Here is a 26020-nt window from a genome sequence, read left to right on the forward strand (position 1 = left end):
ACGGACCGTGTCGGCTTACCGGTGAACCTCGTGATTGAGTTTCACGGGCGAGCCGACAGTGTGGGCATCCTCGTGAGGTGCCGTTATGCCTTCTTGCGGCGGCGAGTGTACACGACGGTACCCGCACCGGCTGCAACAGCGATGAAGCCTGCAACCAGGGTGCCCTCAACACCGGAGGCGCCGGTGGAAGCCAGAGGCTTGCCGGTGACCGGGTCGCAACCCTCACCCTCGTAGACGGTCTCGGACACGGTCTTGGTGGTGGTCTTCGCGCCGTTAATCGCCGCGGAGAAGCTCAGCGGAGCCATGTCCTTACCGGCGTCGTAGAAGCCAGCGAACGCCTTCGCGCCCTCAGCGGTCAGGGTGGTTGCCGCACCGTTGACGCTCACAGCGTCAGAGGAGCTCTGCAGACCCGAAAGATCCACCTTCAGCAGTGCCACCTCACCGTAGTTAGTTGCCTTGCCGGAGGGGTCATTGCTGTTCATGGTTGCGTAGAGAGTGCCGGAATTGCCGTTAATCTCAAGGCGCGGGTTCGCAATGGTGGTGTCCAGAATGCCGTGGTGGCCGGTGAAACGAACCGAACCGCTGAAGGAGATGGAACCCTTGCCGCCCTTGAAGGTGCCGGTGCCGTTAGACCAGTTGAACGCATCCGAAGAGTAGGAGGTGCCGTTCAGCTCCCAGCTACCGTTCGCGATGCCGCCGCGCACGTAGTTGCGGAAGGAATCGCGCACGCCCCAGCCAAGGTTTGCGCTCTTAATGGTGCCGTCGGATGCGCCCTGCTCCTGCACCTCGCGGGTGCGGGTGACGGGTACGCAGACAGGCTGTGCCGGGTTGTTGCTGACAGAACCGTTCGAGGAGGAACCGCTGTTAGAAACGCTGCCGGAGGTGCCTGCCGAACCGTTAGAACCGGAGCCGTTAGCGCCGGAGTTACCGGAGGAGTTCGAGGAGCTGTTATCGGAAGAGCCGTTCTCAGAACCCTTGTTATCGGAGGACTTGTTCTCAGAGACGCGGGGAATCTCAACGGTGTTCTCCGCCGTCTGCTCGCTGAGCTTTACAGAGAAGCTCAGCGGTGCCATGGCGTTGTCGGCACCGCGGTACTGGCCGGCGAAGAGCACGTCGGAACCTTCAGCGGTGAGCGCGACTGCCGCGTTCTGCGCCGAGAAAACGCCGTCCTTCACGCTCGCGCCGGAGAGGTCCACCTCGGCGATAGCCAGGCCGGTCTTAGAAACGGACTTGCCGTCGCGGGTCAGTGCATCAACATCAGCGACCAGGGTGCCCTTGCCGTTGACGACGACCAGGCGCATGTTCTTGATGGTGCTCTTGAGCTGACCGTTGTGGCCGGTGAACTCTGCGGTACCCGCGAAGTTGATCTGACCGGTCTTGGTCTCGGGGTTGTACACGCCGGATGCCTGAGTGTACTTGAAGCCGCCAGCTGCGGTCTTCTCCATGCCCTCAACGTTCACGGAGCCGTGCGCGAAGCCGGTCAGGTACTTCAGGAAGGACTCGCGGATATCCCAGCTGAGGGTGCCGGACTCGACGACGTTGCCGGTGACCTTTTCTTCACGCTTGGGCTCGGTGGTTGCGGCGGGGGAGGAGGGTGCTGCGGAGGTGGGAGCTGCACTCGGCGCTGCAGAAGTGGGTTCGGCGGGCTTGGGTGCCTCGCTGGTCGGTGCGGAGGAAGGCCCGCTGCTGGGCGCAGCAGTCGGCTCGGCGCTGGGTTCAGTGCTGGGCTCAGGGCTCGGCGCGGGTGCTTCCTTGGTCACGATGGTTGCGGAGAAGCTGAGTGCATCCAGCTCCTGACCTGCCTTGTAGAAGCCCGCGAAGGCGCCGGTTGCCTCTTCGGAAAGCTTGACGCGGGTGCCGTTTTCTTCGTCAACGCTGGGCAGGGTGATGGTGTTACCCTCAACCTTCAGACCGGAGGCGTTGAAAGTGCCGATGGTCATGTTCTTGGTTTCGACCAGGTCGTTCGGGGTGGTGTTGCCGTTGTAGGGGCGCGACTGAACGTTGGCGCGCACGGTGCCCACGCCGTCCTTAATGGTGACGGAGAGATCGGAGATGATGACTTCCAGCAGACCGTGGTGAGCGGTGTAGTGAATCGAGGAGCCGGTGAAGGTGACCGAGTATTCGCCGTTGGCTACGGTGCCTTCGGCAGAGGTGAAGTGATAGGAGCCGTCTTCGTTGGTGGTGACGCCGGTCAGTTCCTGGGAGCCCTGGGAGAAGGCGCCGTTGATGTAGGAGCGGAAGGACTTCTTCAGGCCCCAATTGACGGTGACGTCCTGCAGGCTCTGCTCTGAGACTGCGGTTACCTCACCGGCGCTGATGTGGGAGTTGGTTTCAGTTGCGAAGGCTGCGGGTACACCGGCGACGCCGCTGAGGCCGATGGTTGCTGAAGCCAAGAACGCCCAGGTGCGCTTGGTGAGAGAGGTGGTAGACATTCGGTGTCTCCTTGAATTTTGTGATTGTGGTGTTCGTATCAAGTCTAGACCTATTAGCCCATATTTGTGTAGGTTAATGGTTGTGGTGACTTGTTCATAAGGTTTACCTTAGCAAATTTTTTATGAGAACTATTGCCAAAACCGGTTTTTGGTGACAATATGTCATTAACAGTTTGGTGACACAGTGTCATCAAAACCTTTATTGTCCACCCACAAGCCACTTTAGGAACTCACCATGACTATTACCGCCCCCGAAACCACCCAGGAACGCTTCTCCGCACGCCTGAAGGAAAGCACCAAGCACGTCCACGACAACGCCGAACACTCCACCTTCATGGAAGACCTCATGGGCGGCTCCCTCAACACCGAGGCATACCTGCGCCTCATCAACCAGTACGTGCACATCTACGAAGCACTCGAAGCAGTCTCCGAACACTACCGCGCAGAACCCAGCCCCATCACCGAACCTTTCACCCACCCCGGCCTCGACCGCGCAGAATACATCCGTGCAGACATCCGCGCACTCGGCCAGGAAGGCGACATCGACGCGCCCCTGCCCGCAACCGCAGAATACGTAGAGCGCATCCGCGCCACCATCAACTCCCCCGAACGCTACCTCGCACACCACTACCTGCGCTACCTCGGCGACCTCTCCGGCGGCCAGGCAGTCGCAGCGCTCGTCACCCGCCACTACGGCATCCCCGCAGAAGCACTGAGCATGTACCGCTTCACCGAACTGCCCAAGCCCAAGGTCTTCAAGGACGGCTACCGCGAACTGCTCGACAACGCACCCCTGACCGACGAACAGCGCGAAGCCCTCATCGAAGAATGCATCGAAGGCTTCCGCATCAACGCCTCCCTGTTCGCACAGCTGGGCCGCAAGGTCGCCGAGGCATAAACACCGAACGCGCATAAACAGAACGCCTCAACGCACAACCTCTCACCGCTCAATGCACAAGCCCGCGGGCATAACAAAAGGGGCGGATGCTTTCACAAAGCATCCGCCCCTTTCGGCGTTAGTTTCAAACTAGTCGAAGACTAGCCCTTCGCAACCTCACCGAAGTAAGAAGCGAGAGTACCCTCGTGAGCTGCACGCAGCTCATCCAGGTCAATGGAAACCTCATCCTGGAAGTCCAGAGCGTTCGACGCAGCATCCACCACACCAATACGTGCGAAGGGGAACTGGCGAGCGGTGCACATATCCTTGAAGCGCACCTCCTCAGAACGCGGAACCGAAACCACAACGCGGCCCAGGGACTCCGAGAACAGCAGAGTGAACAGGTCCACGCCGTCACGCTCAGCAACCTCACCCAGACCAATGCGGGCACCGGTGTTGAAACGCAGGCAAGCCTCCGACAGAGCCGCAGCCAGACCACCAGCAGACACGTCGTGCGCGGCATCAATCATGCCGTCACGAGACATGTTCACCAGCATGTCACCCAGCTGACGCTCCAGAGCCAAATCAACCTTCGGCGGCTGACCGCCCAGGTGACCCTTGAAGCGAGCCCACTCGGAGCCGTCCAGCTCATCGCGGGTGGTACCCAGCAGGTAGATAGCCTGACCGTCATGCTCAGGAGCCCAACCCGAAGGGGTGCGGCGGGTGACGTCATCCATCACGCCCATCATCGCCACCACGGGGGTCGGGTTAATAGCCTTACCACCGGTCTGGTTGTACAGGGACACGTTACCGCCGGTCACCGGAACACCCAGCTCCATGCAGCCATCAGCCAGGCCGCGAACAGCCTCAGCGAACTGCCACATGACGTCCGGATCCTCGGGAGAACCGAAGTTCAGGCAGTCAGACACAGCCACGGGGCGTGCGCCAACGGTCGCAACGTTACGGTACGCCTCAGCCAAGGACGCGCGAGCACCCTCGTACGGATCCAGGTAGGTGAAACGCGGGGAGGCGTCGGTCGCCAGAGCAACACCGAGGTTGGTGTTCTCGTCCACGCGCACCACACCGCCGTCGTCCGGCATGGACAGGGCGGTGTTGCCCTGAACGTAGCGGTCGTACTGGTTGGTGATCCAGGACTTGGAGCACATGTTCGGGGACGCCATGAACGCCTTGATTGCCTCGCCCAGCTCCTTACCGCGCGGGCGGGAATCGTCGGCAGCCGAACCGGTGAAGTGGTTAGCCTGGACGTCATCCTGCCACTCGGGGCGTGCGTAAGGACGCTCGTAGGTCGGGCCGTCGTGCGCAACGGTGCGGGGGTCAACATCCACGATGACCTCGCCGTCCCACTCGATGACCAGGCGGCCAGAGTTGGTGACCTCACCGAGGAAGGAGTACTCCACGCCCCACTTGTTCATGATCGCTTCGAAGCGCTCCACGTTCTCGGGAGAGACAACAGCCATCATGCGTTCCTGAGACTCAGACATCAGAATCTCGCCCGGGGTCAGGGTGGGGTCACGCAGCAGAACCTTAGTCAGGTCGACGTGCATGCCGCCCTCACCGTTAGAAGCCAGCTCGCTGGTTGCGCAGGAAATACCCGCAGCACCCAGGTCCTGAATACCCTCAACCACGGAGCCCTTGAACAGCTCCAGGCAGCACTCAATCAGAACCTTCTCAGCGAAGGGGTCGCCCACCTGAACGGCAGGACGCTTCGAGGGCTTGGTGTCATCGAAAGACTCGGACGCCAGCACCGACGCACCGCCGATACCGTCGCCACCGGTGCGTGCACCGAACAGAACAACCTTGTTGCCCACGCCCGATGCGTTCGCCAGGCGGATGTCCTCGTGACGCATAATACCCACAGCCAGTGCGTTGACCAGCGGGTTTGCCTGGTAGCAGGAATCGAACTCAACCTCGCCGCCGATGTTCGGCAGGCCCAGGGAGTTACCGTAACCACCAATACCGGCAACCACGCCGCCAATAACGCGGGCGGTGTCCGGGTGATCAATCGCGCCGAAACGCAGCGGATCCATCACAGCAATCGGGCGTGCACCCATGGAAATAATGTCACGCACAATACCGCCCACACCGGTCGCAGCACCCTGGTAGGGCTCCACGTACGAGGGGTGGTTGTGGGACTCAATCTTGAAGGTAACAGCCCAGCCGTCACCAATATCGGTCACACCGGCGTTCTCACCGATACCGACCATCAGGTCCTTCTTCATCTCATCGGTGACCTTCGCACCGAACTGCTTCAGATGAACCTTAGAAGACTTGTAGGAGCAGTGCTCGGACCACATGACCGAGTACATTGCCAGCTCAGCCGCGGTAGGACGGCGACCAAGAATCTCCTTAATGTCCTCGAACTCGTTCTCCTTCAGACCCAGCTCAGCCCAGGGGAGTTCGGTGTCCGGGGTTGCCGCCGCGTGCTCGACGGTGTCGAGGTTAAACTGCTTTTCGCTCATAACTTCTTAGAATCCTTGTCGTGCGTTAGCGGGCGTTAATCAGGTTGGCAAGAACGGAGGTGAACACGCCGAGACCATCGGCGCCACCGCGCAGAGAAACCTCACCAAAACCGGAAGAGGAAGGACCGAAGCCGGGCTCCACAGCGTGCTCCGGGTGCGGCATCAGACCGACCACGTTACCGCGCTCATTGCTGATACCAGCAATGTCATTACGGGAACCGTTCGGGTTGAAACCAACGTAGCGGAACACCACGCGACCCTCAGCCTCCAGCGCCTCCAGAGTCTTCGGGTCAGCAACATACTGACCGTCCTGGTTCTTCAGGGGGACAACAATCTCCTGGCCAGCAGCGTAATCGCTCGTCCAGGAGGTGGAGTTATTCTCAATGCGCAGAACCTGGTCACGGCAAATGAACTTGCGGTGATCGTTCTTAATCATCGAACCGGGCAGCAGGTGAGACTCAGTCAGAATCTGGAAACCATTGCAAATACCCAGAACAGGCAGGGGAGCGGAACCGGAGGTGCCAGCAGCGTTAGCGGCATCAATTACCGAACGCATCACGGGAGCCTTCGCAGCAATAGCGCCAGCACGCAGGTAGTCACCGTAGGAGAAACCGCCAGGAATAATGACGGCATCAACGTTCTTCAAATCAGCGTCGTCGTGCCACAGCTCAACGACGGTACCGCCAGCCAGACGGACAGCACGCGCAGCGTCACGGTCATCCAGGGTGCCGGGGAAAGTCACCACGCCAACGCGTGCGTCAGCGAAAGCGGGGTTCGGGGAGTAGCTAGAGAAGTCGCCAACCAGGGGGACTTCAGTGGGTGCGAGGGACTCTGCCATAGGTATTAGTCCTCCAGAACCGAAACGTTCACAACGTCTTCGATGACGGGGTTCGAGAGCAACTCTTCAGCAGCCTTGCGGGCAGCCGCGAGGTGCTCCTCGGTTGCCTCACCCTCGACGGTCAGCTCGAAGCGCTTACCCTGGCGAACATCAACGAAGGAATCAACGCCGATACGGGGCAGCTCGTGAGAAATAGCCTTACCCTGCGGGTCAAGAATTTCGGGCTTGAGCATAACATCAACAACAATACGGGCCATGTGTGGGCACTCCTTGGGTGCGTGGGTTCTGTATGAGCCGTATCTCATCTTACCGTACTAACGACCGTAACGGGGGTATGTGTTCGGTTGGTGGATACCCTAAGAGGCTCGAATCACGTCTTTTACGCCTCGAGGGGTGGAAGATAGCGCTCGCACACCCGCAGCAGACGCTCACGCAGCTCAATCGAACGCTCCGACAGCTCACGCTGAATCCGCACGTACTCAGCCTTACCCTCGGTCGTCTCCACGGGAATTGGCTCGTAGCCCCACGCACGAATCTCGTAGGGGGCCGCGCGCATGTCCAGCTCACGCGCATCCCAGGCTAGATCGAAGCAATCCATGACCAGGGTTGAATCAACCAGCGGCAGCAGCTTGTACGCCCACTTGTACACGTCCATATTCGCGTGCAGGCACGCGGGCTGCTCCAGGACGCGCTGCGTCTCGCGGGTCGGCTGCAGCTCGTTCAACGGTGCCGCCTGCGGCATGAAGAAACGGAACGCATCAAAGTGCGAGCAGCGGATGCGGTGCTCCTCCACCACGCGGTCCGTGCCCTCCGCACCCAGGCGCAGCTGTAGGTAGTCGTGGCGGATATTGTTCTCCACCGACTTGTACGCCATCGCCCACTCGTGCATGCCGAAGCAACCGAACTGGCCCTTCTTTGCGGCCGTGTTACGCAGGATCTCGTGGGTGAAGGCGAGGGCGGTGGCGCGGCGCTCCACGAAGTCGGTGACGTCCACGGTGACGGCGGAGGCGGCATCCGCCTGGGCGCGCGCAACCTGCAGGGTGCAGCCAGCGTCAAGGAGCTCCTGCTCGGTGGCGGGTCGGTAAAAACGCCAGGAGGCGCGCTCGGGCGCATCCAGCAGGATGATGCCGGCGCCGGGGTGCCAGCGCTTAAACTGGCCGGGCTTGAGCGTGTAGTAGGTGAAGAGGAAGTCCTCCACGGGGTGCACTTCGTGGCGGGCGCGACGCTGCGCAAACGGGTCGGCGTAGCGGCCGGCACGCGCCTCATGGGCGGCAGCGGCGGCACGCCATTCGCGGGCATCCATCACATGGGAAAACACAACACTACTCATGCTTCTAGCCTAAACGATGCTGTGACAAGGTAGTGGACGTAGCAATGTCTATCTAGTTACTAGAAGACCGGGCTTTAAACTCACGTTCATAATCGTCAAACTGTGGGCTATTAATCACTGCAGTCCGAAGATAACGGGCAAATTGACCCGCTCCTGCTCGTTCAAGTGCGCGAGGAATATCAGTCTCCGTGAATCCCTTAGAGTGAGCATAAGATTCCTGGGAAAGATAGACCTCGGCAAATAAGGAGGGATGAGCGTATTCGGTGAATTGCATCAGAAAATCATCCGCGCTGAGTGTCTCATAATTTTGAATATTCTGAGCTTCTTCCGTGGAAGCATAATCGAGCAGTTTGCGGTCATTGGTGACTAATGCGTGCATGCCGCCGTGTTGGGCGGCAGCATGCACATGAAGATCGTTTATATCGGGAAAGCCAGCAACTGGTTCAACAGGGAAACCTGCGATTAGGGACTTGCAGGATGTCAGGATTTGTTGTTTCCATTTCTCAATTTTTGCATCATGAATCATTGGGTCCTTTCGGCGTGTGTGGTATCCAAACTCATCCATGATTCCGGTGGATACGTATGGAGCGAAAAATCTGTAGTCACTCTCCTTTGTCAAAAGGAGAATCCAATCGCGAAGAGTCTTAGACATCAGAATGTTCGTATCCAGTAGGACAGATTCAGCATCTGATAATGTGCTCTCTTTTACCACGCAGGTCCTCCGATAATGTCGTTGAGATTGTTCTCTTCCTCAAATTTCCAAAGATCTTTGAGAGCTTGTTCCTTCTGAGCGATGGTCTTCTCCAAAAGGGTCTTGCGGAAAACTTCTGCGTCCCCGGTGCGGATGCGGAAATGGCTTCCTACTTTGAACGCGGGGAGCTCGCCGGAACGAATAGCCTTCATAAGGGTCGGGCGTGAGATGCCAATGCGACGAGCTGCCATAGTAGTGGTCAAGTACTGTGGGTTGGTCTGAATCTCGATGCGCTGGCCCTGTGCTAAAGCATGCAAAACCTGTTGAATAACTTGGCTAAGCGCATCACCGATTTCCTGGCTTTCATTCCCTGAAACGGTCAGAGTAACGGCAGTTTCGTTTGAGTCCCCGAGTAGCTTTTTTGCTTCGGTTTGGGCTTGATTAAGGGTTTCCTCCTGCAGGAGTTGGGTGTTGGGCATCTTTGTTCCTTCCTTGTATTACTGGATTGCATTTGGTGCTTAGCTCAAGTAAGTTAGAACCTCGCAAAATGTAGTCCAGTAGCTATAACTCTACCTTGTATCTGAAATAACTGTAAAGTGTTTCAGTTATTTCATTTGTAAACAGAAAAGGGGAGGGGCGGTGCTGAGAAAACCCAGCACCGCCCCTCCCGAAGCGTACAGCCCACAAACGAGCTAAACCCTAGCGGCCAGTACCACCGTAAACAGTAGCCTCGCCCTCAGCATCCAGACCGAACGCAGTGTGCACCGCGCGAACAGCCTCATCCAGCTTGCTCAGCTCAGTAATCACCGAAATACGAATCTCAGAAGTCGAAATCATGTCAATGTTCACGCCAGCGTTAGACAGGGCCTCAAAGAAAGTGAACGAAACACCCGTGTTAGTCTTCATGCCCGCGCCAACCAGCGACAGCTTACCAACCGACTCGTTGTAAATAACCTCCTGGAAACCCAGCTCCGCCTTAGCATCCTCCAGCGCCTTCAGCGCGGTGGGGCCCTGATCCTGATCCAGGGTGAAGGAAATATCGGTCACGCCGGGGCGGTCAGTCGGCACGTTCTGAACAATCATGTCCAGGTTAACCTTCGCCTCATTAATCAGACCGAACACCTTAGCTGCCGAACCGGGAACATCCGGAACACCAACAACAGTAATCTTTGCGCGGGTGCGATCATGCGCGACACCAGAAATCAGGGGCTGCTCCAAGGGAATCTCCTTCAGATGGGTGGGGGTCAGTTCCGCGGACTCCTCCGGAACCACAATAGTGCCTTCAAGGTTAGAGAACGAAGAACGCACGTGAAGCTTCAAATTAAAACGACGAGCATACTCAACACTGCGCAGGTGCAGAATCTTCGCACCGTTCGCCGCCATCTCCAGCATCTCTTCACTGGTGATGGTATCCAGCTTGTGCGCGGTCGGCACGATGCGCGGGTCGGCAGTGAAAACGCCGTCCACATCCGAGTAAATCTCGCACACATCAGCGTTCAGAGCAGCAGCCAGAGCAACAGCAGTCGTATCAGAACCGCCGCGGCCCAGAGTCGTAATATCGCCGCTCTGACGGTTCATACCCTGGAAACCGGCCACAATCGCAATATTTCCGGCCTCAATCGACTCACGGATACGCTCCGGGTTGACCTCCACCAGACGTGCAGAACCGTGCACGCCGTCGGTAATCATGCCAGCCTGAGAACCAGTGAAAGACTGGGCCTTAGCACCCAGGTCGTTAATAGCCATCGACAGGATGGCAGTTGAAATGCGTTCACCGGCGGTCAGCAGCATGTCCAGCTCACGGGAAGGAGTGACATTGCTGGTGACCTCTGCGGCAAGGTCGAGCAGCTCATCGGTGGTGTCACCCATAGCGGACACCACGACGACCACATCGTTACCTGCCTTCTGAGTGTCCACGACGCGGCGGGCAACGCGCTTTACGCCCTCCGCATCAGCTACGGAGGAACCGCCGAACTTTTGGACGATCAGGCTCATTGATATCTCCAGGTCAGTTACTTGTGTGCTACCGGCAGACGCCGGCTCCTCATTTATAGTAGACGGCGTTCAGTGCAAGCGGCTAACTGTGCACCCGTATGTATTGCCCCGTGAAATATTACGTAGTGTTACATGGTGGCGATGCAGGGTATGGAGGCGAAGGCGCAGAGGCGGGCACAGCAAGCCTGAGAGGGCCAGTTTTTAGGTCCACGGGTTCACGTACGTGACACCCGGCAACGGCGGAACATCCGGCTTCGGGGTGCGCAACGGGGCGTTCTGAATCGAGCGGATCTTCTCCTCGTAATCGGGGGTGCGGAACACCTCCGGAGCATCCTCCGCCTGCTCGGTTGCGGGTGCCTCAGTGGGTTCGGAGGCGGCGCTCGCAGGAGCCTCCTCAACGGAGTCTTCGCCCAGGTCAGGGGCGGATTCTGCGACGGTTTCAGCATCGGCAGAATCGGCGGGTGAGCCCTCAGCGCCGGATTCCTTGTCGCTGGATTCCTCAGCCTCCTGCAGGACCCGCTCAATCAGCTGCTCATCCACCGTACCTTGCACGCCGGCGGGCGCCTCCGTGCGGGAACCTGCAGAATCCTCAGAATCCAGGTCATCAAACATGCTCGAATTCCAGCGGCGACGACTCTGCTTCGCCTCCTGAGCCTGAACCTGAGCCGCCTGCTCACGCTCCTGCTCCTCCTCACGGTTCACGCGCTCAAAATCCTCGGCGGCAGTATGAGCCACCGCCGTGCCCTCGCTAATGACGCGGCGGCCCTCCAGCGCGCGGCCCAGGGTAATCTCGTCCGCGTACTCCAGGTCGCCACCGACCGGTAGACCCGACGCGAGACGCGACAGACGCACACCCAGTGGCACGAGCATGCGCGAGAGGTAGGTTGCGGTCGCCTCACCCTCAAGATTCGGGTCCATCGCCAGAATAATCTCTTGGATACGCTCATCCGCCAGGCGGGACACTAGCTCACGAATACGCAGCTGCTCCGGGCCCACACCCGCCAGCGGGTTAATAGCGCCGCCGAGCACATGGTAGCGGCCGGTAAAGGAACGGGTGCGCTCAATCGCCACCACGTCCTTCGATTCTTCGACCACACACAGCACGGACGGGTCGCGGCGCTCATCACGACAGATTGTGCACAGCTTCGTCTCGGAGACGTTACCGCACTCCTCGCAGAAACTGACGCTGGTCTTCACCGTGGAAATGGCGTTGGCTAGGCGCGCCATATCGGCAGCATCCGCATTCAGAATGTGAAAAGCGATGCGCTGAGCCGACTTGGGGCCCACACCCGGCAGGCGGCCGAGCTCGTCAATAAGGTTTTGAACTGCTCCCTCGTACATGGCTTCTCCTTACAAATGCGGTGTGTTGTGCTGGTGTGTTGTTCTTGTGCTGGTGTGCTGTTCTTGGGCGACGTTATGAGTATGCACCCAACCCCTGACAGTTTAGGGGCGTTTCGCGTAGCGGGTAGGTGCTGGAATGAGTGCGCCCGCCATCGGTGCGATGGCGGGCGCGGCACCTGCCGGGTGTTAGATTCCCGGATTAGGGCTGGTGCAGGGGGCGTTCGTCAATGACGGTGCCACCAATAATTTTTTCGATAGCGCGCAGGCCGATGAAGGTGCTGTTTTCGAGCTTCTCGTCATCCTCAGAGACGTAGTCCTCATCGGATGCGGTGCGTGCCGGGCGAGCCGGTGCCGCCGGTGCGCTGGGAGTCGGCGCGCTAGGAGCCGGTGCTGGGGTTGCGTTAGAAGCCTGCGCTGCGGGCTTCTCATCGCTTGCCGGAGCAGTATCAGCCGGTGCTGCCTGCGGTGCCTCTGCCAACGGACCAGCCGCCGCGAGGGGTCCCGCCGGCTCAACCGGAGTAGCAAGCGGGCCTGCCGGTGCTACAGGTGCAGTCGGCATTGCGGGCGCAGCGGGTGCCTCAACCGGTTCAACGTAGGCAGGCTCATCCTCAAAAGGGGGCTCCTCCTCATACGGAGGTTCCTCCGCGTGAGGGGGCTCCTGCGAGAACGGGGGCTCCTGCGAGAACGGGGGCTCCTGCGCGTACTGGGGTTCCTGTGCTTGCTGGGGTTCAGTAGCGCTCTCCTGCTGCGGAACTCCACTACCGGAGGCAGCAAAGGAATCACGCTCACCAAAACCGCCCGCCGGAGCAACCGGAACCTGCTGACCTGCCGGAACCTGCGGAGCAACCGGAACCTGCTGACCTGCCGGAACCTGCGGAGCAACCGGAGGCTCAGGCGCAAGCGGGCCAGCCGGGGCTTCCTGAACCGGTGCCTGCACTGCCGCCTGGGCAACCTGCTGAGGTGCCTCCTCGGGGGCGCTCTGCGGAATCGGGGCAACCTCCCACGCACCCAGGGGTGCATCCACGCTCGTAGACTCGGGGGTGTTTGCACCGGTCAGCGGCTGACCGTGGCGACGCCACGCATCCTCACCGCCGCGCGGACCATCAGCCAGCGGGGCCGGCTGAGCGGGCTGCGGGGGAGTCTGCTGAACGGGCTGCTGAGGCGCCTGCGGGGCAACAGCGGCCGGAACTGCAGGCTGCGCTGCGGGCTGAGCAGCAGGCTGAACTGCGGGCTTGACCTGCTCACCGGGCTTCGCCACCTGAGCGTGAATGGTCACCTGACGGCGCAGGAACTCACTCACGCGGGCGGTCAGCTCGGGCACAAAACCCTTGACCGCGCGCAAAGTCGCAATGTCGGCGCTCACGTACAGGGTTGCGCCGTCCATGCGGGCGGGGCGAACCTTCATCAGCTGCTCCGCCGCACCCGGAACGCTCATTCGGTTAAGAATGGCGCGCCAATTACCCTGAACCGCAGCCAGCGGATCGTTCGGGTCAAGCTTCAAAGGCGCGGAGGGGGCACCCGCCGGAGTTGCTGCAGGAGAAGCCGAGGCATTCGGCGCCGCCGGAGCATGAGGTGCCGCCGGGGTGTTACCCGCTAGGGGAGCACCAGCCGCAGGGGCCTGCATGGTCGGTGCCAGAGGTGCAGCGCTAAGGGGCGCGCCCGCCAGCGGGGGAGCACCCGCGCTGGCATGCTGAGAACTGCCCTGCTGAGGGGCTGCCTGCTGAGAAGTAGGCTGCTGCGCGGCCGGAGCCGCCTCCTGAACCGGGGCGCTAGGAGCCTGCGCATGAGGCGCCTGAGTCTTAGGCGCCAGGCCAGCCGCCGCCATACCCGCCGCACGAGCAGCAGACATGCCACCCTGCGCCGGACCAGAACCAGCAGGAACCGAACCAGCAGCACCAGAAGCCACGCGACGCTCCAAAACCTGCAGGCGAGAAGCCAACGCCGCAACCTCCGCGCCACCGGCGGAACCCTCCACCGCAGGCAGAAGCAGACGAGCACACAGCAACTCCAGCTGAAGCTGCGGATTTGCCGCACCCGTCATACCATTCAGAGTCTCATTCGCCGTACCCGCAGCAACCGTCAGCTCACGCTCACCCAAAGCCTGAGCCTGCTGAGCCAGACGCTCCAACTGATCCTGCGGAACACCCTGCAAAATCTGGCCGGCAGCCTGCGGAACAGCCTTTACCACAATCAAATCACGCAGGCGCTCCAGCAGATCCTCCACAAAACGGCGAGGATCCTGACCGGTCGCCACCACACGCGACACCGCACCAAAGAGAGTCGGCGCATCCTTCGCACCCAACGCCTCAATGACCTCATCCAGAAGCTGCGCGTGGGTATAACCCAGCAGCGCCACCGCACGGTCATACTCAATACCGTTCTGCGATGACGCACCAGCCATCAGCTGATCAAGAATCGACAGCGAATCACGCACCGAACCGCCACCAGCACGAATCACCAGCTGCAACACACCCGGCTCAACCGGCACCTGCTCCTGATCGCACAGACCTTGCAGGAACGGCAGAAGAACCTCCGGCGGAACCAGACGGAACGGGTAATGGTGAGTACGCGAACGAATCGTACCCAGCACCTTATTCGGCTCAGTCGTCGCGAAGATAAACTTCACGTGCTCCGGCGGCTCCTCCACAATCTTCAGCAACGCATTGAAACCCTCACGGGTCACCATATGCGCCTCATCAATAATGAAGATCTTGTAACGGTCACGCACCGGCGCCAAAGTAGCGCGCTCACGCAAATCACGGGCATGATCCACACCGCCGTGGCTCGCCGCATCCATCTCAATCACGTCAAGAGAACCGCCACCATCACGCGAGAGCTCACGGCACGAATCGCACACACCACACGGAGTAGGAGTCGGGCCCTGCGCACAGTTCAAACAACGCGCCAAAATACGCGCCGACGTGGTCTTACCGCAACCACGCGGACCCGAAAACAGGTACGCGTGATTCACACGGTTCTTCTCCAGGGCGACCATAAGAGGTTCGGTCACGTGCTCCTGCCCGATAACCTCAGCGAAGGTCTCGGGGCGATAACGACGATAAAGGGCAGTGCTCACGGCAACCTCTTCAACTCGGGGTGCGGATAGGACAATCCCTACCATTTTAGACGCTCCACCCTCGGCACGAGTGGTCACCAGTCACCGGCGAACACGCACACGTCACGGATGCTCATCGGGCAGTCCGTACGCCCACAGAAATACCGCGGATGCACCGAATTCCCAAGAACCCAAAAATCCGGTACACTGGTTCTTGCCTCTTACGTGGCGTTATCTTGGAAAACTCCCCCAGGACCGGAAGGTAGCAAGGGTATTCGAGCTATGACGGGTGCGTAAGGGGTTTTTCTATGCCTAAAATCAGCTACATAGACAATCAGGCACCCGTCATACCCGTCTCACTGTCGTTCGACGGCTTCAACCCAGGATTCCGCCTCGTTAGGGCTCGGCGGCTTCGACGCAGGATTTATTACCTCGCTCGCTCGGAATCCTGCGCCTCAGTTCGCTCGCTCGGAATTCTGGGTTTCAGCGGTTGCGTAAGGGGTTTTTCTATGCCCAAAAGTAAGAGTACAAGCACCCACAAATGTGCTTTCTGTTACTTTTCCCATCCAGGGCTTGCGCGCCCGGTAAAAGCGTAGTAAAGTTTTATTCGTTGCCTACGCAATGCGTAGAAAACATAGCTGGAGGATTCGCCTAGCGGCCTATGGCGCACGCCTGGAACGCGTGTTGGGTTAACAGCCCTCGGGGGTTCAAATCCCCCATCCTCCGCCACCGATCCCCGGTCTTAGATTCTAAGACCGGGGATTTTTTATACCCCTTGGTACTATTTCTTCAGAACCCCACGGTTACACGCGCCGCCGAGGCGCCCCACACCTGCAGAAAGCACCACCATGATCTTCAAAAAAGTAGGCGACAGCCGCCCCTACCCCCAACACGGCATGACCCACGCCGACTGGGGAGGAATCCCGCCGCAGCAGGTACGCCTCGACACCCTCATCACCACCCAAAAAACCCTCAACCTTGAGACCCTACTCGCCGAAGACTCCACCTTCTACGGTGACCTCTTCCCGCACGTGGTCAAATGGGGCGGCGAACTCTACCTCGAAGACGGCGTGCACCGCGCGCTACGTAACGCCCTGCACCGCCGCGCCGTCATGTACGCGCGTGTACTGGACCTGGACTCCATCTCACCGGCGCTACTGCCCGGCGCGTAGCTCGCGCACATAACTCAGCTGCACAAAATGCCGCAGACCCATGCTTGGAGCATCGGGTCTGCGGCATTTTTATTGACGTATAACTGAGCTATGTTCCGCGGTTCAGGTTCCACGGTTCAGAGATACCATGCTTAGGATGCGACCTTCAGGTTCGCCTCCTGCACCGGAGACTGCTCCGGCAGGGACTCCTCGGAGTCCAGACGGACAGGGTTGCCCTGGGCGTCAAAGCGTGCACCCAGGCCCATCTGAATAAAACGGATAGTATTCAGAATCTGGCGCTCGCGGGTTTCCTCGTCCGGTGCGTCCTCCGCGCGACCGGCGCTTGAAGAGAGCGAACCATGCACGAGCATCGCCAATTCGCGGATGTCGTTCTTGGGAATGTAATCCTCGGCAATGGCGGCAGACAGAATGTGTGCCAGCACCATCTGCAGTTCCTGCACGTGCTTGCCGAGCTTTGCGTAGGACTCGGGGGAGAGCATGGAACGCATTGCGGGTCCCGGGGGCAGATGGCGGCGTGCCATATCGTTAATCTGCAGGCGGATATAGACCGCGAGCTGGTCAATCGGGTTTTCGATGCCTTCCAGGCCGACGCGTAGTTCGTTGAGGAAGCGTTCGGTCTCATCCAGGGCGTAGGCGACCAGCAGTTCGCCCATGTCGGCGAAGTAGTTGTAGACCGCGGTGCGGCCGATACCGGCGTTCTTGGCGACGTCGGTCATGGTCAGGCCGGAGAGGCCGCGGGCGTAGAGGATCTCGCCGAAGGAGTTGAGGATGGCGCGCTTGGTGTTCTCACGCTGAGCGGCGTTGGTTGCTGCAGAAATACGGGGCATAGTGACACTCTACCCTAATACGTCATCAAATGACGAATTTATCGAATGTGTCACCAAGAAATTTGCGTAATCCATGCAAATTTTCACAAATATGACAAAAATCAGTCCTCACAAGAACCCCAAACGAGTAGCCGCCGCCAAATCAGAACCTACCAACGACGCAATCGGATACCCCGTATGGCCACGCCCAGGAGTCACCTGCAAAAGAGTTCGCGCACCCAACCCCTCATAGAACGCGCTACCCTCCTGCGCCGCAATCCGCGCCGACCAGCTACCCTCAGAACTCGTCGCCATCCGCCGACGACCCGACGGCGAACGCCCATCCAACACACCCACATGCCAGCTCATCACCAGGTGCGCATGCGAAGAAGGATTCAGCGCAGCCAGCTCACGCACCCGAGCCGGCACGCCGTCAGCACCGCCTCCACCAATGAAAGTGGCGCCGCCTCCGCGAATCCACTCAATATCGTGCGACAACAGCTCATAGCTGAGAAACTCCGCACCACCCGAATAGCCCGCAAGCCAGACGCGGCTCATATCCACCTTGTACGCCAGGGCAATCTCCTCAATGAGGGCGCGAACCATCCTGCCGTTCGAGCGGGCACGAATCCACCAGTTATACGTCAGCGGAGGCGCATAAGAATCACCATCGGCCAGGCGAGGCTCCCGCAGGCTACCCGGCGATAGCACCGGCACCGACAGCATATTGAATTCAGCTGCCACCTTCGCCAACTCGGCACGCAGGGGGGAGGTACGGCGCAGCAGGCGGCTACCGGCGCGGGAGAGATGATCACCATCAAAATAGAACAGCACACCGGGCGCAGACTCCGACTCGGACAGAAGGTGCAGATTATCGACCCTGTAGTAGATATTGCGGCCGCTGTGCGTAAACGACCGGTAGCCGAGCAGCTCAGACGAAGCCAGAAACATCGGCTCCAGCAGGGAAAGACCGGTGCGCACAGCCTGCGCCGCATAGGTGACCAGCGGATGCAGACGCGGAATATGCGCGCTCAGCCGCCGCTGGTTACGGTGCCGCCGCCTCCGCACCTGCTGTGAAGAACCCCGTACCGACCGCCGAAGCGAGGCGCGTAGCGCACGCCCCGCCCCCAGCAGGGATACCACCTGCTCAGTGCGGTGAATTCCGTGGCCCAGATTCTTCATACATTTATTGTAAATGTGCGGTCAGGAAGGCTGGCGGGGTGGTCATGAGCGTCCACACTCTTGAACGAAGCCCGTAAACCTGCCGCCGGCACGGCATATAGGTACTATTAGATAGGCTCGGGTGGCAGACGAGCCGGTGACCCCTGCCCTGCATTGCAGGCTCACCACCACGCGTGAGGGCTCGTACCTTGCGTGAAGAAACACATCGCATGAAGAAAGACTTGGGGAAAGTAATGGCTAAACCCGTTAGCGAATCTAAGGCTCAGACGAGCACCGTCAAGGTGCCCTGGGCTGGTCGCCGCGGCTACTTTGATCTGCTGCTGGGCGCATCCTGCGTCATCCTGATCATTTCGAATATTGGTGCAACTAAGGGCGTGGAGTTCGGTCCGCTGCCCTTCGAACTGCCCCTCATTGGTAACACCATCGTCACCGACGGTGGTTTCTTCCTTTTCCCTCTCGCCTACGTTATTGGCGACCTTCTTTCTGAGGTGTACGGCTTCAAGCGTGCCCGCCGCGCGATTGTGGCCTCCTTCGCCTCAGCCGCTTTTGCTGCCCTGTGTTTCCTGCTGATCGTGCACCTGCCCGCTGCGAGCTTCTACACCGGCCAGGAGGCGTTCGCGCAGGTTCTCGGCCCGGTCTGGCAGATTTTTGTGGGCTCCCTGCTCGGTTACCTCTTCGGTCAGACCCTGAACGCCTGGGTCATGGTGGCAATGAAGAAGGCAAGCAAGGGCCGTTTCCTGTGGCTGCGTATGATTGTCTCCACCCTGGTTGGTGAGCTGCTCGACACCGTCATCTTCTGCTCCATTGCGGCACCGGTGCTTGGTATCGACACCATGGAAGCATTCATCAACTACGTACTGATTGGCTATATCTATAAGTGCCTGGTCGAGGTGATCCTCATGCCGATCAGCTACCCGATTATTGGTTGGTTCAAGCGTCACGAACTCGAGTACGTGGCATAAGCTAACCTCCTGACAGCTGATGTGCAGAGCCGCCCGGCCTAACGACCGGGCGGCATTGCCATTTCAGCTTTATTCAATACACAGCATGTCTAAGAAAGAGATACGTTATGTCTAAACTGCAGGGGAACACCCCCGAGCAGTCGGAGAAGAACGACTCGTTGAATCGTTCCCTCTCCCACGGCCAGTTGACCATGATTGCGATGGGCTTGGCGCTGGGTACGGGCCTATTCCTGGGCTCCTCCTCCGCCATTAAAATTGCGGGCCCCGGCGCAATCCTCTCTTACGCTATTGGTTCGATGATTGCGGCAACCATTGCTGCGTGCGCGGGCGAAATGTCCGTGCGTCACCCCGTCCAGGGTGGTTTCGGCACCATTGCGAGCCGATACCTGAACCCCTTTAGCGGCTACCTGACTCGCTGGGCGTATTGGGCGTGCACCGTGCCGCTGGCTGGTGCTGAGCTGGTGGCGGTTGGCCACTACATGGCGTACTGGTTCCCGGACGTTCCCCTGGCTGTGTTCGTTGCTCTCTTCGGTGCGATTATTCTGGTGCTGAACCTGGTGAGCGTGAAGTCCTTCGGCGCCCTGGAGTTCCTGCTCTCTTCGATTAAGGTTTCTGCCGTCATCGTGTTCATGGTGATTGGTGTGCTGTTGGTGTTCGTGGGTCTGCCCGGTCACGCTGCGGCGGGTACCGCAAACCTCGTGAACGACGGCGGCTTCCTGCCCAACGGCCCCGCATCCATCTGGATTTCGATGGCTGTTGTCATGTTCTCCTTCGGCGGCGTGGAAATGATTTCTCTCTCCGCCGCGGAGGCGAAGGACCCGGCACGCTCGGTGGCAACCAGCGTGAAGGCAATGATTTGGCGCCTGTCCACCTTCTACGTGGTGTCCATGGCAATTATTCTGTGCCTGGTGCCCTGGCAGACCGCCGCACAGAACTCGGAGCTGACCGAGTCGCCGTTCGTGCTGGTCTTCTCCGAGCTGGGTATCCCCTTCGCGGCGGACATCATGAACTTCGTGGTGCTCGTTGCTGCGCTCTCTGGCGCTAACGCCTCCCTGTACGCGGCAACCCGCCTGCTGCACGCCCTGGGCTCTGACCGCATGGCTCCCGCAGTGGCTGCCCGCACCTCCTCGCGTGGCGTGCCGGTCGTGGCTCTGCTTATCTCCTTCACCGGCGTTGTCGTGGCAACCGTGATGGCTGTTGCCAAGATTGGCGACATCTTTGCCTTGCTCATGGCGCTGGTGACCCTGTGCATCCTGATCGTGTGGATCATGATTCTGCTGACCTACCAGGCGTACAAGAAGGACCAGAAGGACGCCTCCTCCTTCACCGTGCTGGGTGGCCGCGTCACCGCAGGTCTGGCTCTGGCGGGTGTTCTGGCGACCCTGGCGGCAATGTTCATGCTGCCCGGCTCGGGTGTTCAGGAATCGATCATGGTCGGCATCGTCTTCTTCGTGCTGATTTCTATTGGCTACGCCATCTCGTCGAAGGTTCAGGGCGGTTATGAGCGCCCCGACCTGGACGCTATGCACGCCGACGAGAACACCAGCGCGGCACAGCACTAAATAGCGTGAAAGCCTCGCGAGGCTAAAACATAAAAGGCACCGGATGGGGGAGCACCCCCGTTCGGTGCCTTTCGCTTCTGTGCTCTATTCGCTTTTGTACCCTAGACGGCGCTGTTCTGAGCGATGTGAGTGTGCCCGTAGAATAGTTAACTATTCGTACCCGTCAACGCGGCTAGAAGCCGCAGAAGCCGGGTGCGAGCACACATTGCACATCACGCCCCTAAGGCGTACTGACGGAAGGCACCTTCGTGTCCCACAACGACGATACCCGCAGCCACGCTGCAGCGGGGACCGCCGGATCGCGCACCCTGAAGCGTTCTCTGTCCCACGGACAGATGACCATGATCGTGATGGGTTCCGCGCTCGGTACGGGCCTCTTCTTGGGTTCGGGCACCGCCATTGCGATGGCTGGTCCCGCGGTCATTCTCACCTACGCTATTGGTTCTGCGCTCGCTTCGGTGATTGGCGCGGCAACCGGTGAAATGGCGGTTCGCTACCCTGTCCGCGGCGGTTTTGGCACTATCGCTACCCGCTACCTGGGCCCCTTCGCGGGCTTTTTGACTCGCATCGCATACTGGACGGCGACTGTTCTGATTGCCGGTGTTGAGCTGGTGTCGGTAGCGACTTACCTGAATTATTGGTGGCCGCAGCTTCCGCTGTGGGCGGGTATTGCCGCGTTTGGTGTGGCGCTGATTGTGCTGAACCTGACCAGCGTGAAGTCTTTTGGCATGCTGGAGTTCTTCCTGTCTTCGATTAAGGTCATTTCGATTATTGCCTTCCTGCTGGTGGGCCTGTGCCTGATTTTCTTCGGTCTGCCCGGTCACGCTGCGGTGGGTACCGCAAACCTCTTCAACGACGGCGGCTTCATGCCTAACGGCCTCCAGTCGGTGTGGCTGTCGCTGGCTGTGGTGATGTTCTCCTTCGGTGGTATTGAGATGATCTCAATCTCTGCTGCGGAGGCGAAGGACCCCTCCCGTTCGGTGCGTTCCTCGGCAAAGGCGATGATGGTTCGTTTGGCGACCTTCTACGTGCTGGCGGTTCTAATTGTTGTGGCTGTTATTCCATGGCGTTCGGCATCGGGTCTGGGCGACGCTGTGGAGGCATCCCCGTTCGTTCTGGTCTTTGAGCAGCTCGGTATTCACGGTGTGGCACACTTCGTGAACTTTGTGGTGCTGATTGCGGCGCTGTCGAGCGCGAACGCGAACCTGTACGCGGGTGCGCGTCTGATGCACTCGCTGGCGGCTGACGGTATGGCACCTCGCCAGCTGGCTCAGGTGAACCGCGCTGGCGTTCCGGCTCGTGCGGTGTGGCTGTCGACCAGCGGCATGGTCATTGCTATTCTGCTGGCGCTGTACAGCCCGAAGGAAGCGTTCCTCTCCATGATTTTTGTGATTATGGTGTGCGCGCTGACCGTGTGGGTTCTGATTCTGTTCGCCTACATCGTGTACAAGCGTGTTGAGCCTGCAACCAATGGTTTCCGCCTGTGGGGTGGCCAGTTCACCGCGGCGGTTGGCGTTCTGCTCCTCTTCGCGGTGTGGGTTGCGCTCTTCATGGTGCGCGGTTCTATGGTTCCGGCAATTGTGGGCGTGGGCTACTTTGTGGTTCTGAGCCTGCTGTACTTTGCTCGTATCCGCCACACTCACATGATTGATGAGCAGACCTTCGTGGAGGCTCAGCAGGCAACTGCCGAGTACGACGCCATGAAATACGACGCTGATCATGCCCTGGAGACTGCGGCTAAGCTGGGCCGTTAAGGTTCTGCAGCTGCCGTGAGGGCCGGTGTTGGGGCCTGCAGAGACTCCAACACAGTAATAAACGAAAAATACGGAAAATTTCTGGAATTCCTCGTAATAAAACCGTAAAAATACCGTGGGCTCCCAAGGCGGGTCTATCATAGACAGTGAACCGTATGATCTTGTATGCGTTCAAATGTCTGTGTGTTGGATGAGGCTCGAAAGCATCGTAGCTTTCGAGCCTCATCGCTTTAACTACCAAATATATTTCTAGCCCCCGAATCATCATCAGCTGATTCATTTGCTGTACCTCGCGGATTCGTACGAATAGCCCCCTCATAGCGGTGGGGGAGTAGAGTTAAAACCATGCAAAGCCACGAAAACACCCCCGAAAAGACCTCCGCCGGTAACGCCGGCACCACCGACGAACTGCTAGTGCATGTGCCCGCCCGCTGGGGCGATATGGACGCCTACGGGCACGTCAACAACGTTGCCATCCTCTCGGTCATGGAAGAAGCCCGCGTGGCGCTCTTCGGCCCGCCGCCCTCCTCCGGGCAGAAGCCCACCGTGGCACCGCAGCCTCCGATTCCGCTTTTCGACCTGGTCGCCGAGGGCGTGCAGGCGCTTATTGCCGAGCACGGCATCCGCTACCTGGCTCAGCTGCCCTACACCGGTGAGCCCGTACCCGTGCGCCTGAGCGTGGAGAAGGTCAGCGCCGCATCCGTGCGGATTGGCTACTCGATTCTCTCCCCGGTGGACGGCCGCGAATGCGTGCGTGCCTTCACCGTGCTGGCGTTCTGGGATTCCGTGGCAGGGCGACTGACTCGACTCAGCCCCGAGCAGCGTGAACTGCTGAGCTCCTACTTGCCGCAGAAGTAGAGGCGCTCCGCTGTAATAAACCGGTCGTGAACGGGGTCAAGCGTATGCTTTAAATACCTTCTGCAAAGGGTGCAAAAGGTTCATTCCCGGGAGAGATAACAATGTCGTTTCATCACACTCAGGCAGGCCTCGCCGGCTGGGGGCGCCGCACGATGCGCGCCACCGGATGCGCTGCCGCCCTGCTCCTTGCCCTGACCGGCTGCTTTGGAGGTTCTCAGAGCGAAAACTCTTCGTCGAGCCCCAGCCCCTCCAACACGGCTAACCACTCGCAGTACCCGCTCCCTTCCTCCACCGCGTCACCGACGAAGAAGACCGAACCGACCGTCACCGAGACTCGGGTGTCCGCCCCCGCAGAGAGCGCCGAGGCGAAGGCATCCGAGTCCTCCGCACCCGCTGAGGCGAAGGGAACCTCCGCAACGGTCGCAAACCCCACTGTCGCTGCGACGCCCCGTGCGCCCGAAAAGGTGGAGGCTGAACGCGCCTCCGCCGGCGAGCGCTGCGGACACATCGGACGCAAGGGCTACCTGAAGACTGGTGCGGAAATCATGGTGCTGCGCGGTACCGTGGACTGCGCCCACGCCCTGGACGTGCTGACCGAGTACATCACCACCCCGCGTGCCGACGACAACCTGACCGAGCACCAGGTTGCGAAGGTTCAGGACGCCACCTGCTACTGGAACCCGCAGTACGCGATGGCTGAGAACCGTCGCGAGGATCGCGGCGCCCCCGAATGCACTATCGGTGAGGATGTCGCTTTCGTGGCTCGTCTGGAAAACCCGGATGCTCCCCCGATTCCCTTCCTCATGGAGCCCTCCTACTACGATTCCGGTGCCGGCTACTACCGCTTCAAGAGCGATGACGAGCGCACCCTCTGCGAGCTGAACCCCGCGGACGGAACCCTGGTGTGCGAGCGCCGCATCGGCGAGCAGACCGGCAACGGTAACGGCGCGGTCGGTCGTACTTTTGCCGGCCCGGTGGAGGTAACTCGCATGAACTTCAAGACCGGCGCCAGCGAGGTGAATACCGTGAATGAGTCCTCGGCTCTGCACGGGGAGACCACCACCGCAAACACAAAGATGATGCACACCTGGGATGTGGTGACTGTGCCCGCTGCCGATGGTAATCAGCTGACCTGCTTCGGCGAGATTGAGACTGGCTCAATTAGCTGCCATGACGGAAACGGCCACACTATTCTGGTGCGTGGCAGGCACGAAGGCTAAGCGCTCTAGAGGAGGGGTCACCCTGCAGGGTCCTAAGATGCCGTATAGCTAGCTCACAGGTAGCGTCTTTAGAATACTGGTTAGGAACCCGAACCGATGACGCAGAAAGGTCACCATGCATCCGGCACAGAAGCACTCTACCCAGACTTCTACCCAGGCTCGTTCTACTACCCTCCGCACCGCTAAGCGCTACAGCCCCGTAGCGCTCGGTGCCACGCTGCTGCTAGCGCTGTCGGCATGTTCCGGAGGCGCTACCACCGCCTCCCCGAGCGCCACCGCAACCCCTAGCCCGAGCGCTACGAGCGCGAAGGCGACCGCCAGCCCCACCCGCACCGCAACGGTTACTGAAAGCACCCCGACTGCCGGTACCGTGCACACCCCCACCGCAGCGGCTACCGTGAGCCCCGGAACTATCACCACCGCAAGTCCCGCGGCGACCGCGCAGGCGAGCGCGGCGTCGAGCCCTTCCGCATCGGCTAAGGCGAATACTTCGGCGAGTGCAGTGGCGAAGGCGTCGAGCACCGCAAGCCTGTCCAGCTCGGATGTTCAGTCTGCGGGCGGTAGCTGCGGCAGCATGGACGCTACCGGCTACCTGAAGCACAACGCTACGGTTCAGGTGACCTCGGGTGCGGTGGATTGCCTGTTTGCGCGTGAGCTGATCCGCCAGTTTGTGGTGCAGAACCCCGCCGAGGTGACCGATAAGGCGAATGGTGAGCGTACCGTCATGTCGGCGCGCTGCTACTGGAAGCCGGGCGACGGTGCGGATCGTGCGACCCCTGAGTGCGTATCCCTGGATGGTGGCAGCACCGTCATTACCGTGAAGCTGACCAACTAGCCTGCGGCTCAACCTCGGCAAAGTTTTAGGCAGTAAACACAAGCGCCGCGTTGACGAATGATTCGTCAACGCGGCGCTTTCGTGTCTCGAAGCTATCTCAGGCAGCTGGCGCGGCGGGTTTTAGAGCTCCCCGCGTGCGCGGGCGGCGAGCACGTCATCCAGGCGGGCGAAGGTCGAACGCCAGGTGGTGCGCACCTCCTCGTGGACCGAGGCGGGCATGGGGCCAATCTCAATGACGATGCGGGTACCGGAACCCACGCCGTCGGCGGTAATCACGGTTTCGGGGAAGAAACGGTGACGCTGGTACACCAGCACGCTACCGGGGTTGCCCAGGTGGTCGGGCAGCTGCTCGGCGTATTCGAGCTCCTTGAACGGTTCAATGCTCAAAAAGCGGCTCTGCAGAATGCAGGACACCGAGGGGTCAACCTCGTTGATCATGGACAGGCGCTGCATGCCGCCGACGACAGGCTCCACGACAACGTCGGTGGGGCGCACGTGCCAGCCTGCGGGGCCGTACCAGCGGACCAGCAGTTCGGGGTCCAGGTAGGCGCCGAAGACGTCCTCGACCGGGGCTGCAATCTCGTGGTCGAAGACGAGAAGCTCCTCATCGGGAACATGAGTGATGCTCAT

General features: G+C 60.0%; 21 protein-coding genes, 1 tRNA gene and 1 other RNA gene. 10 read left to right on the plus strand and 13 right to left on the minus strand.

The annotated features are described in order from the left end of the window. Window positions 1-83: 83 nt before the first annotated feature. On the minus strand, window positions 84-2432 hold the full coding sequence (locus tag O3675_RS06925) for an HtaA domain-containing protein (protein WP_371571713.1): 2349 nt from the start codon (window positions 2430-2432) through the stop codon (window positions 84-86). A 235-nt stretch (window positions 2433-2667) separates the two neighbouring features. On the opposite strand from O3675_RS06925, the gene O3675_RS06930 reads away from it, so the two are divergent. Further along, complete coding sequence (locus O3675_RS06930; RefSeq protein ID WP_049346635.1) at window positions 2668-3330, plus strand: heme oxygenase (biliverdin-producing); 663 nt, start codon at window positions 2668-2670, stop codon at window positions 3328-3330. A 140-nt stretch (window positions 3331-3470) separates the two neighbouring features. Here O3675_RS06930 and purL read toward each other — a convergent pair whose 3' ends face one another. The 9 genes from purL to O3675_RS06975 form a co-directional block, all read right to left on the minus strand. After that, the gene (gene purL, locus O3675_RS06935; protein WP_049338232.1) at window positions 3471-5789 is read right to left on the minus strand and encodes a phosphoribosylformylglycinamidine synthase subunit PurL; all 2319 of its coding nucleotides are present in this window, start codon (window positions 5787-5789) and stop codon (window positions 3471-3473) included. A gap of 25 nt (window positions 5790-5814) precedes the next feature. Then, on the minus strand, window positions 5815-6627 hold the full coding sequence (gene purQ, locus O3675_RS06940) for a phosphoribosylformylglycinamidine synthase subunit PurQ (protein ID WP_005507195.1): 813 nt from the start codon (window positions 6625-6627) through the stop codon (window positions 5815-5817). Between the two features lie 5 nt (window positions 6628-6632). Further along, window positions 6633-6884: a phosphoribosylformylglycinamidine synthase subunit PurS gene (gene purS, locus O3675_RS06945; protein WP_005507194.1), complete on the minus strand. Its 252-nt coding sequence runs from the start codon at window positions 6882-6884 to the stop codon at window positions 6633-6635. Window positions 6885-7006: 122 nt separating this feature from the next. Beyond that, complete coding sequence (locus O3675_RS06950; RefSeq protein ID WP_371571716.1) at window positions 7007-7957, minus strand: 3-methyladenine DNA glycosylase; 951 nt, start codon at window positions 7955-7957, stop codon at window positions 7007-7009. A gap of 52 nt (window positions 7958-8009) precedes the next feature. Then, window positions 8010-8669 carry a PIN domain-containing protein gene (locus tag O3675_RS06955; RefSeq protein ID WP_371571718.1) on the minus strand — a complete coding sequence of 220 codons (660 nt, stop codon included), beginning with the start codon at window positions 8667-8669 and terminating at the stop codon, window positions 8010-8012. Continuing rightward, on the minus strand, window positions 8663-9127 hold the full coding sequence (locus tag O3675_RS06960; protein ID WP_070541855.1) for an excisionase family DNA-binding protein: 465 nt from the start codon (window positions 9125-9127) through the stop codon (window positions 8663-8665). The genes O3675_RS06955 and O3675_RS06960 overlap by 7 nt, the downstream gene beginning before the upstream one ends. 220 nt (window positions 9128-9347) lie before the next feature. Continuing rightward, entirely contained in the window at window positions 9348-10643 is a 1296-nt protein-coding gene (locus tag O3675_RS06965; RefSeq protein WP_005507189.1) for an aspartate kinase, read from the minus strand. 201 nt (window positions 10644-10844) lie between these two features. Then, window positions 10845-11984 (minus strand): recombination mediator RecR, encoded by a 1140-nt coding sequence (recR, locus tag O3675_RS06970; protein WP_303955243.1) that lies wholly within the window; start codon window positions 11982-11984, stop codon window positions 10845-10847. 199 nt (window positions 11985-12183) lie between these two features. Then, the gene (locus O3675_RS06975; protein ID WP_371571721.1) at window positions 12184-15060 is read right to left on the minus strand and encodes a DNA polymerase III subunit gamma and tau; all 2877 of its coding nucleotides are present in this window, start codon (window positions 15058-15060) and stop codon (window positions 12184-12186) included. 191 nt (window positions 15061-15251) lie between these two features. Between O3675_RS06975 and ffs the strand changes: the two genes are divergently transcribed. From ffs to O3675_RS06990, 3 genes are all read left to right on the plus strand, one after another. Further along, window positions 15252-15348, plus strand: an RNA gene (ffs, locus tag O3675_RS06980) — signal recognition particle sRNA small type. A 331-nt stretch (window positions 15349-15679) separates the two neighbouring features. Next, a tRNA-Ser gene (locus tag O3675_RS06985) sits at window positions 15680-15768 on the plus strand. A gap of 119 nt (window positions 15769-15887) precedes the next feature. Further along, the gene (locus O3675_RS06990; protein ID WP_005507186.1) at window positions 15888-16211 is read left to right on the plus strand and encodes a type II toxin-antitoxin system VapB family antitoxin; all 324 of its coding nucleotides are present in this window, start codon (window positions 15888-15890) and stop codon (window positions 16209-16211) included. 131 nt (window positions 16212-16342) lie between these two features. On the opposite strand, the gene O3675_RS06995 is transcribed toward O3675_RS06990, so the two are convergent. Together O3675_RS06995 and O3675_RS07000 are read right to left on the minus strand one after the other, a co-directional pair. Beyond that, on the minus strand, window positions 16343-17038 hold the full coding sequence (locus O3675_RS06995) for a TetR/AcrR family transcriptional regulator (protein ID WP_303937202.1): 696 nt from the start codon (window positions 17036-17038) through the stop codon (window positions 16343-16345). Between the two features lie 108 nt (window positions 17039-17146). Beyond that, the gene (locus tag O3675_RS07000; protein WP_371571723.1) at window positions 17147-18199 is read right to left on the minus strand and encodes a hypothetical protein; all 1053 of its coding nucleotides are present in this window, start codon (window positions 18197-18199) and stop codon (window positions 17147-17149) included. Window positions 18200-18432: 233 nt separating this feature from the next. Between O3675_RS07000 and O3675_RS07005 the strand changes: the two genes are divergently transcribed. The 6 genes from O3675_RS07005 (at window position 18433) to O3675_RS07030 (ending at window position 25390) form a co-directional block, all read left to right on the plus strand. Beyond that, window positions 18433-19161 carry a queuosine precursor transporter gene (locus tag O3675_RS07005; RefSeq protein ID WP_049327351.1) on the plus strand — a complete coding sequence of 243 codons (729 nt, stop codon included), beginning with the start codon at window positions 18433-18435 and terminating at the stop codon, window positions 19159-19161. A gap of 107 nt (window positions 19162-19268) precedes the next feature. After that, on the plus strand, window positions 19269-20723 hold the full coding sequence (locus O3675_RS07010; RefSeq protein ID WP_049327350.1) for an amino acid permease: 1455 nt from the start codon (window positions 19269-19271) through the stop codon (window positions 20721-20723). A 248-nt stretch (window positions 20724-20971) separates the two neighbouring features. Continuing rightward, window positions 20972-22477: an amino acid permease gene (locus O3675_RS07015; RefSeq protein ID WP_371571725.1), complete on the plus strand. Its 1506-nt coding sequence runs from the start codon at window positions 20972-20974 to the stop codon at window positions 22475-22477. A gap of 345 nt (window positions 22478-22822) precedes the next feature. Next, window positions 22823-23335 (plus strand): acyl-CoA thioesterase, encoded by a 513-nt coding sequence (locus O3675_RS07020; protein ID WP_371571727.1) that lies wholly within the window; start codon window positions 22823-22825, stop codon window positions 23333-23335. 101 nt (window positions 23336-23436) lie between these two features. Continuing rightward, window positions 23437-24555: a phosphoglycerol transferase gene (locus O3675_RS07025; protein ID WP_371571729.1), complete on the plus strand. Its 1119-nt coding sequence runs from the start codon at window positions 23437-23439 to the stop codon at window positions 24553-24555. A gap of 115 nt (window positions 24556-24670) precedes the next feature. Then, window positions 24671-25390 carry a hypothetical protein gene (locus tag O3675_RS07030; protein WP_371571730.1) on the plus strand — a complete coding sequence of 240 codons (720 nt, stop codon included), beginning with the start codon at window positions 24671-24673 and terminating at the stop codon, window positions 25388-25390. A 120-nt stretch (window positions 25391-25510) separates the two neighbouring features. On the opposite strand, the gene O3675_RS07035 is transcribed toward O3675_RS07030, so the two are convergent. After that, window positions 25511-26020 (minus strand): SRPBCC domain-containing protein, encoded by a 510-nt coding sequence (locus O3675_RS07035; protein ID WP_005507177.1) that lies wholly within the window; start codon window positions 26018-26020, stop codon window positions 25511-25513.

Origin of the sequence: Rothia sp. 27098_8_27 (genome assembly GCF_041432805.1) — a bacterium.
In the GTDB taxonomy this organism is placed as follows: Bacteria; Actinomycetota; Actinomycetes; order Actinomycetales; family Micrococcaceae; genus Rothia; species Rothia mucilaginosa.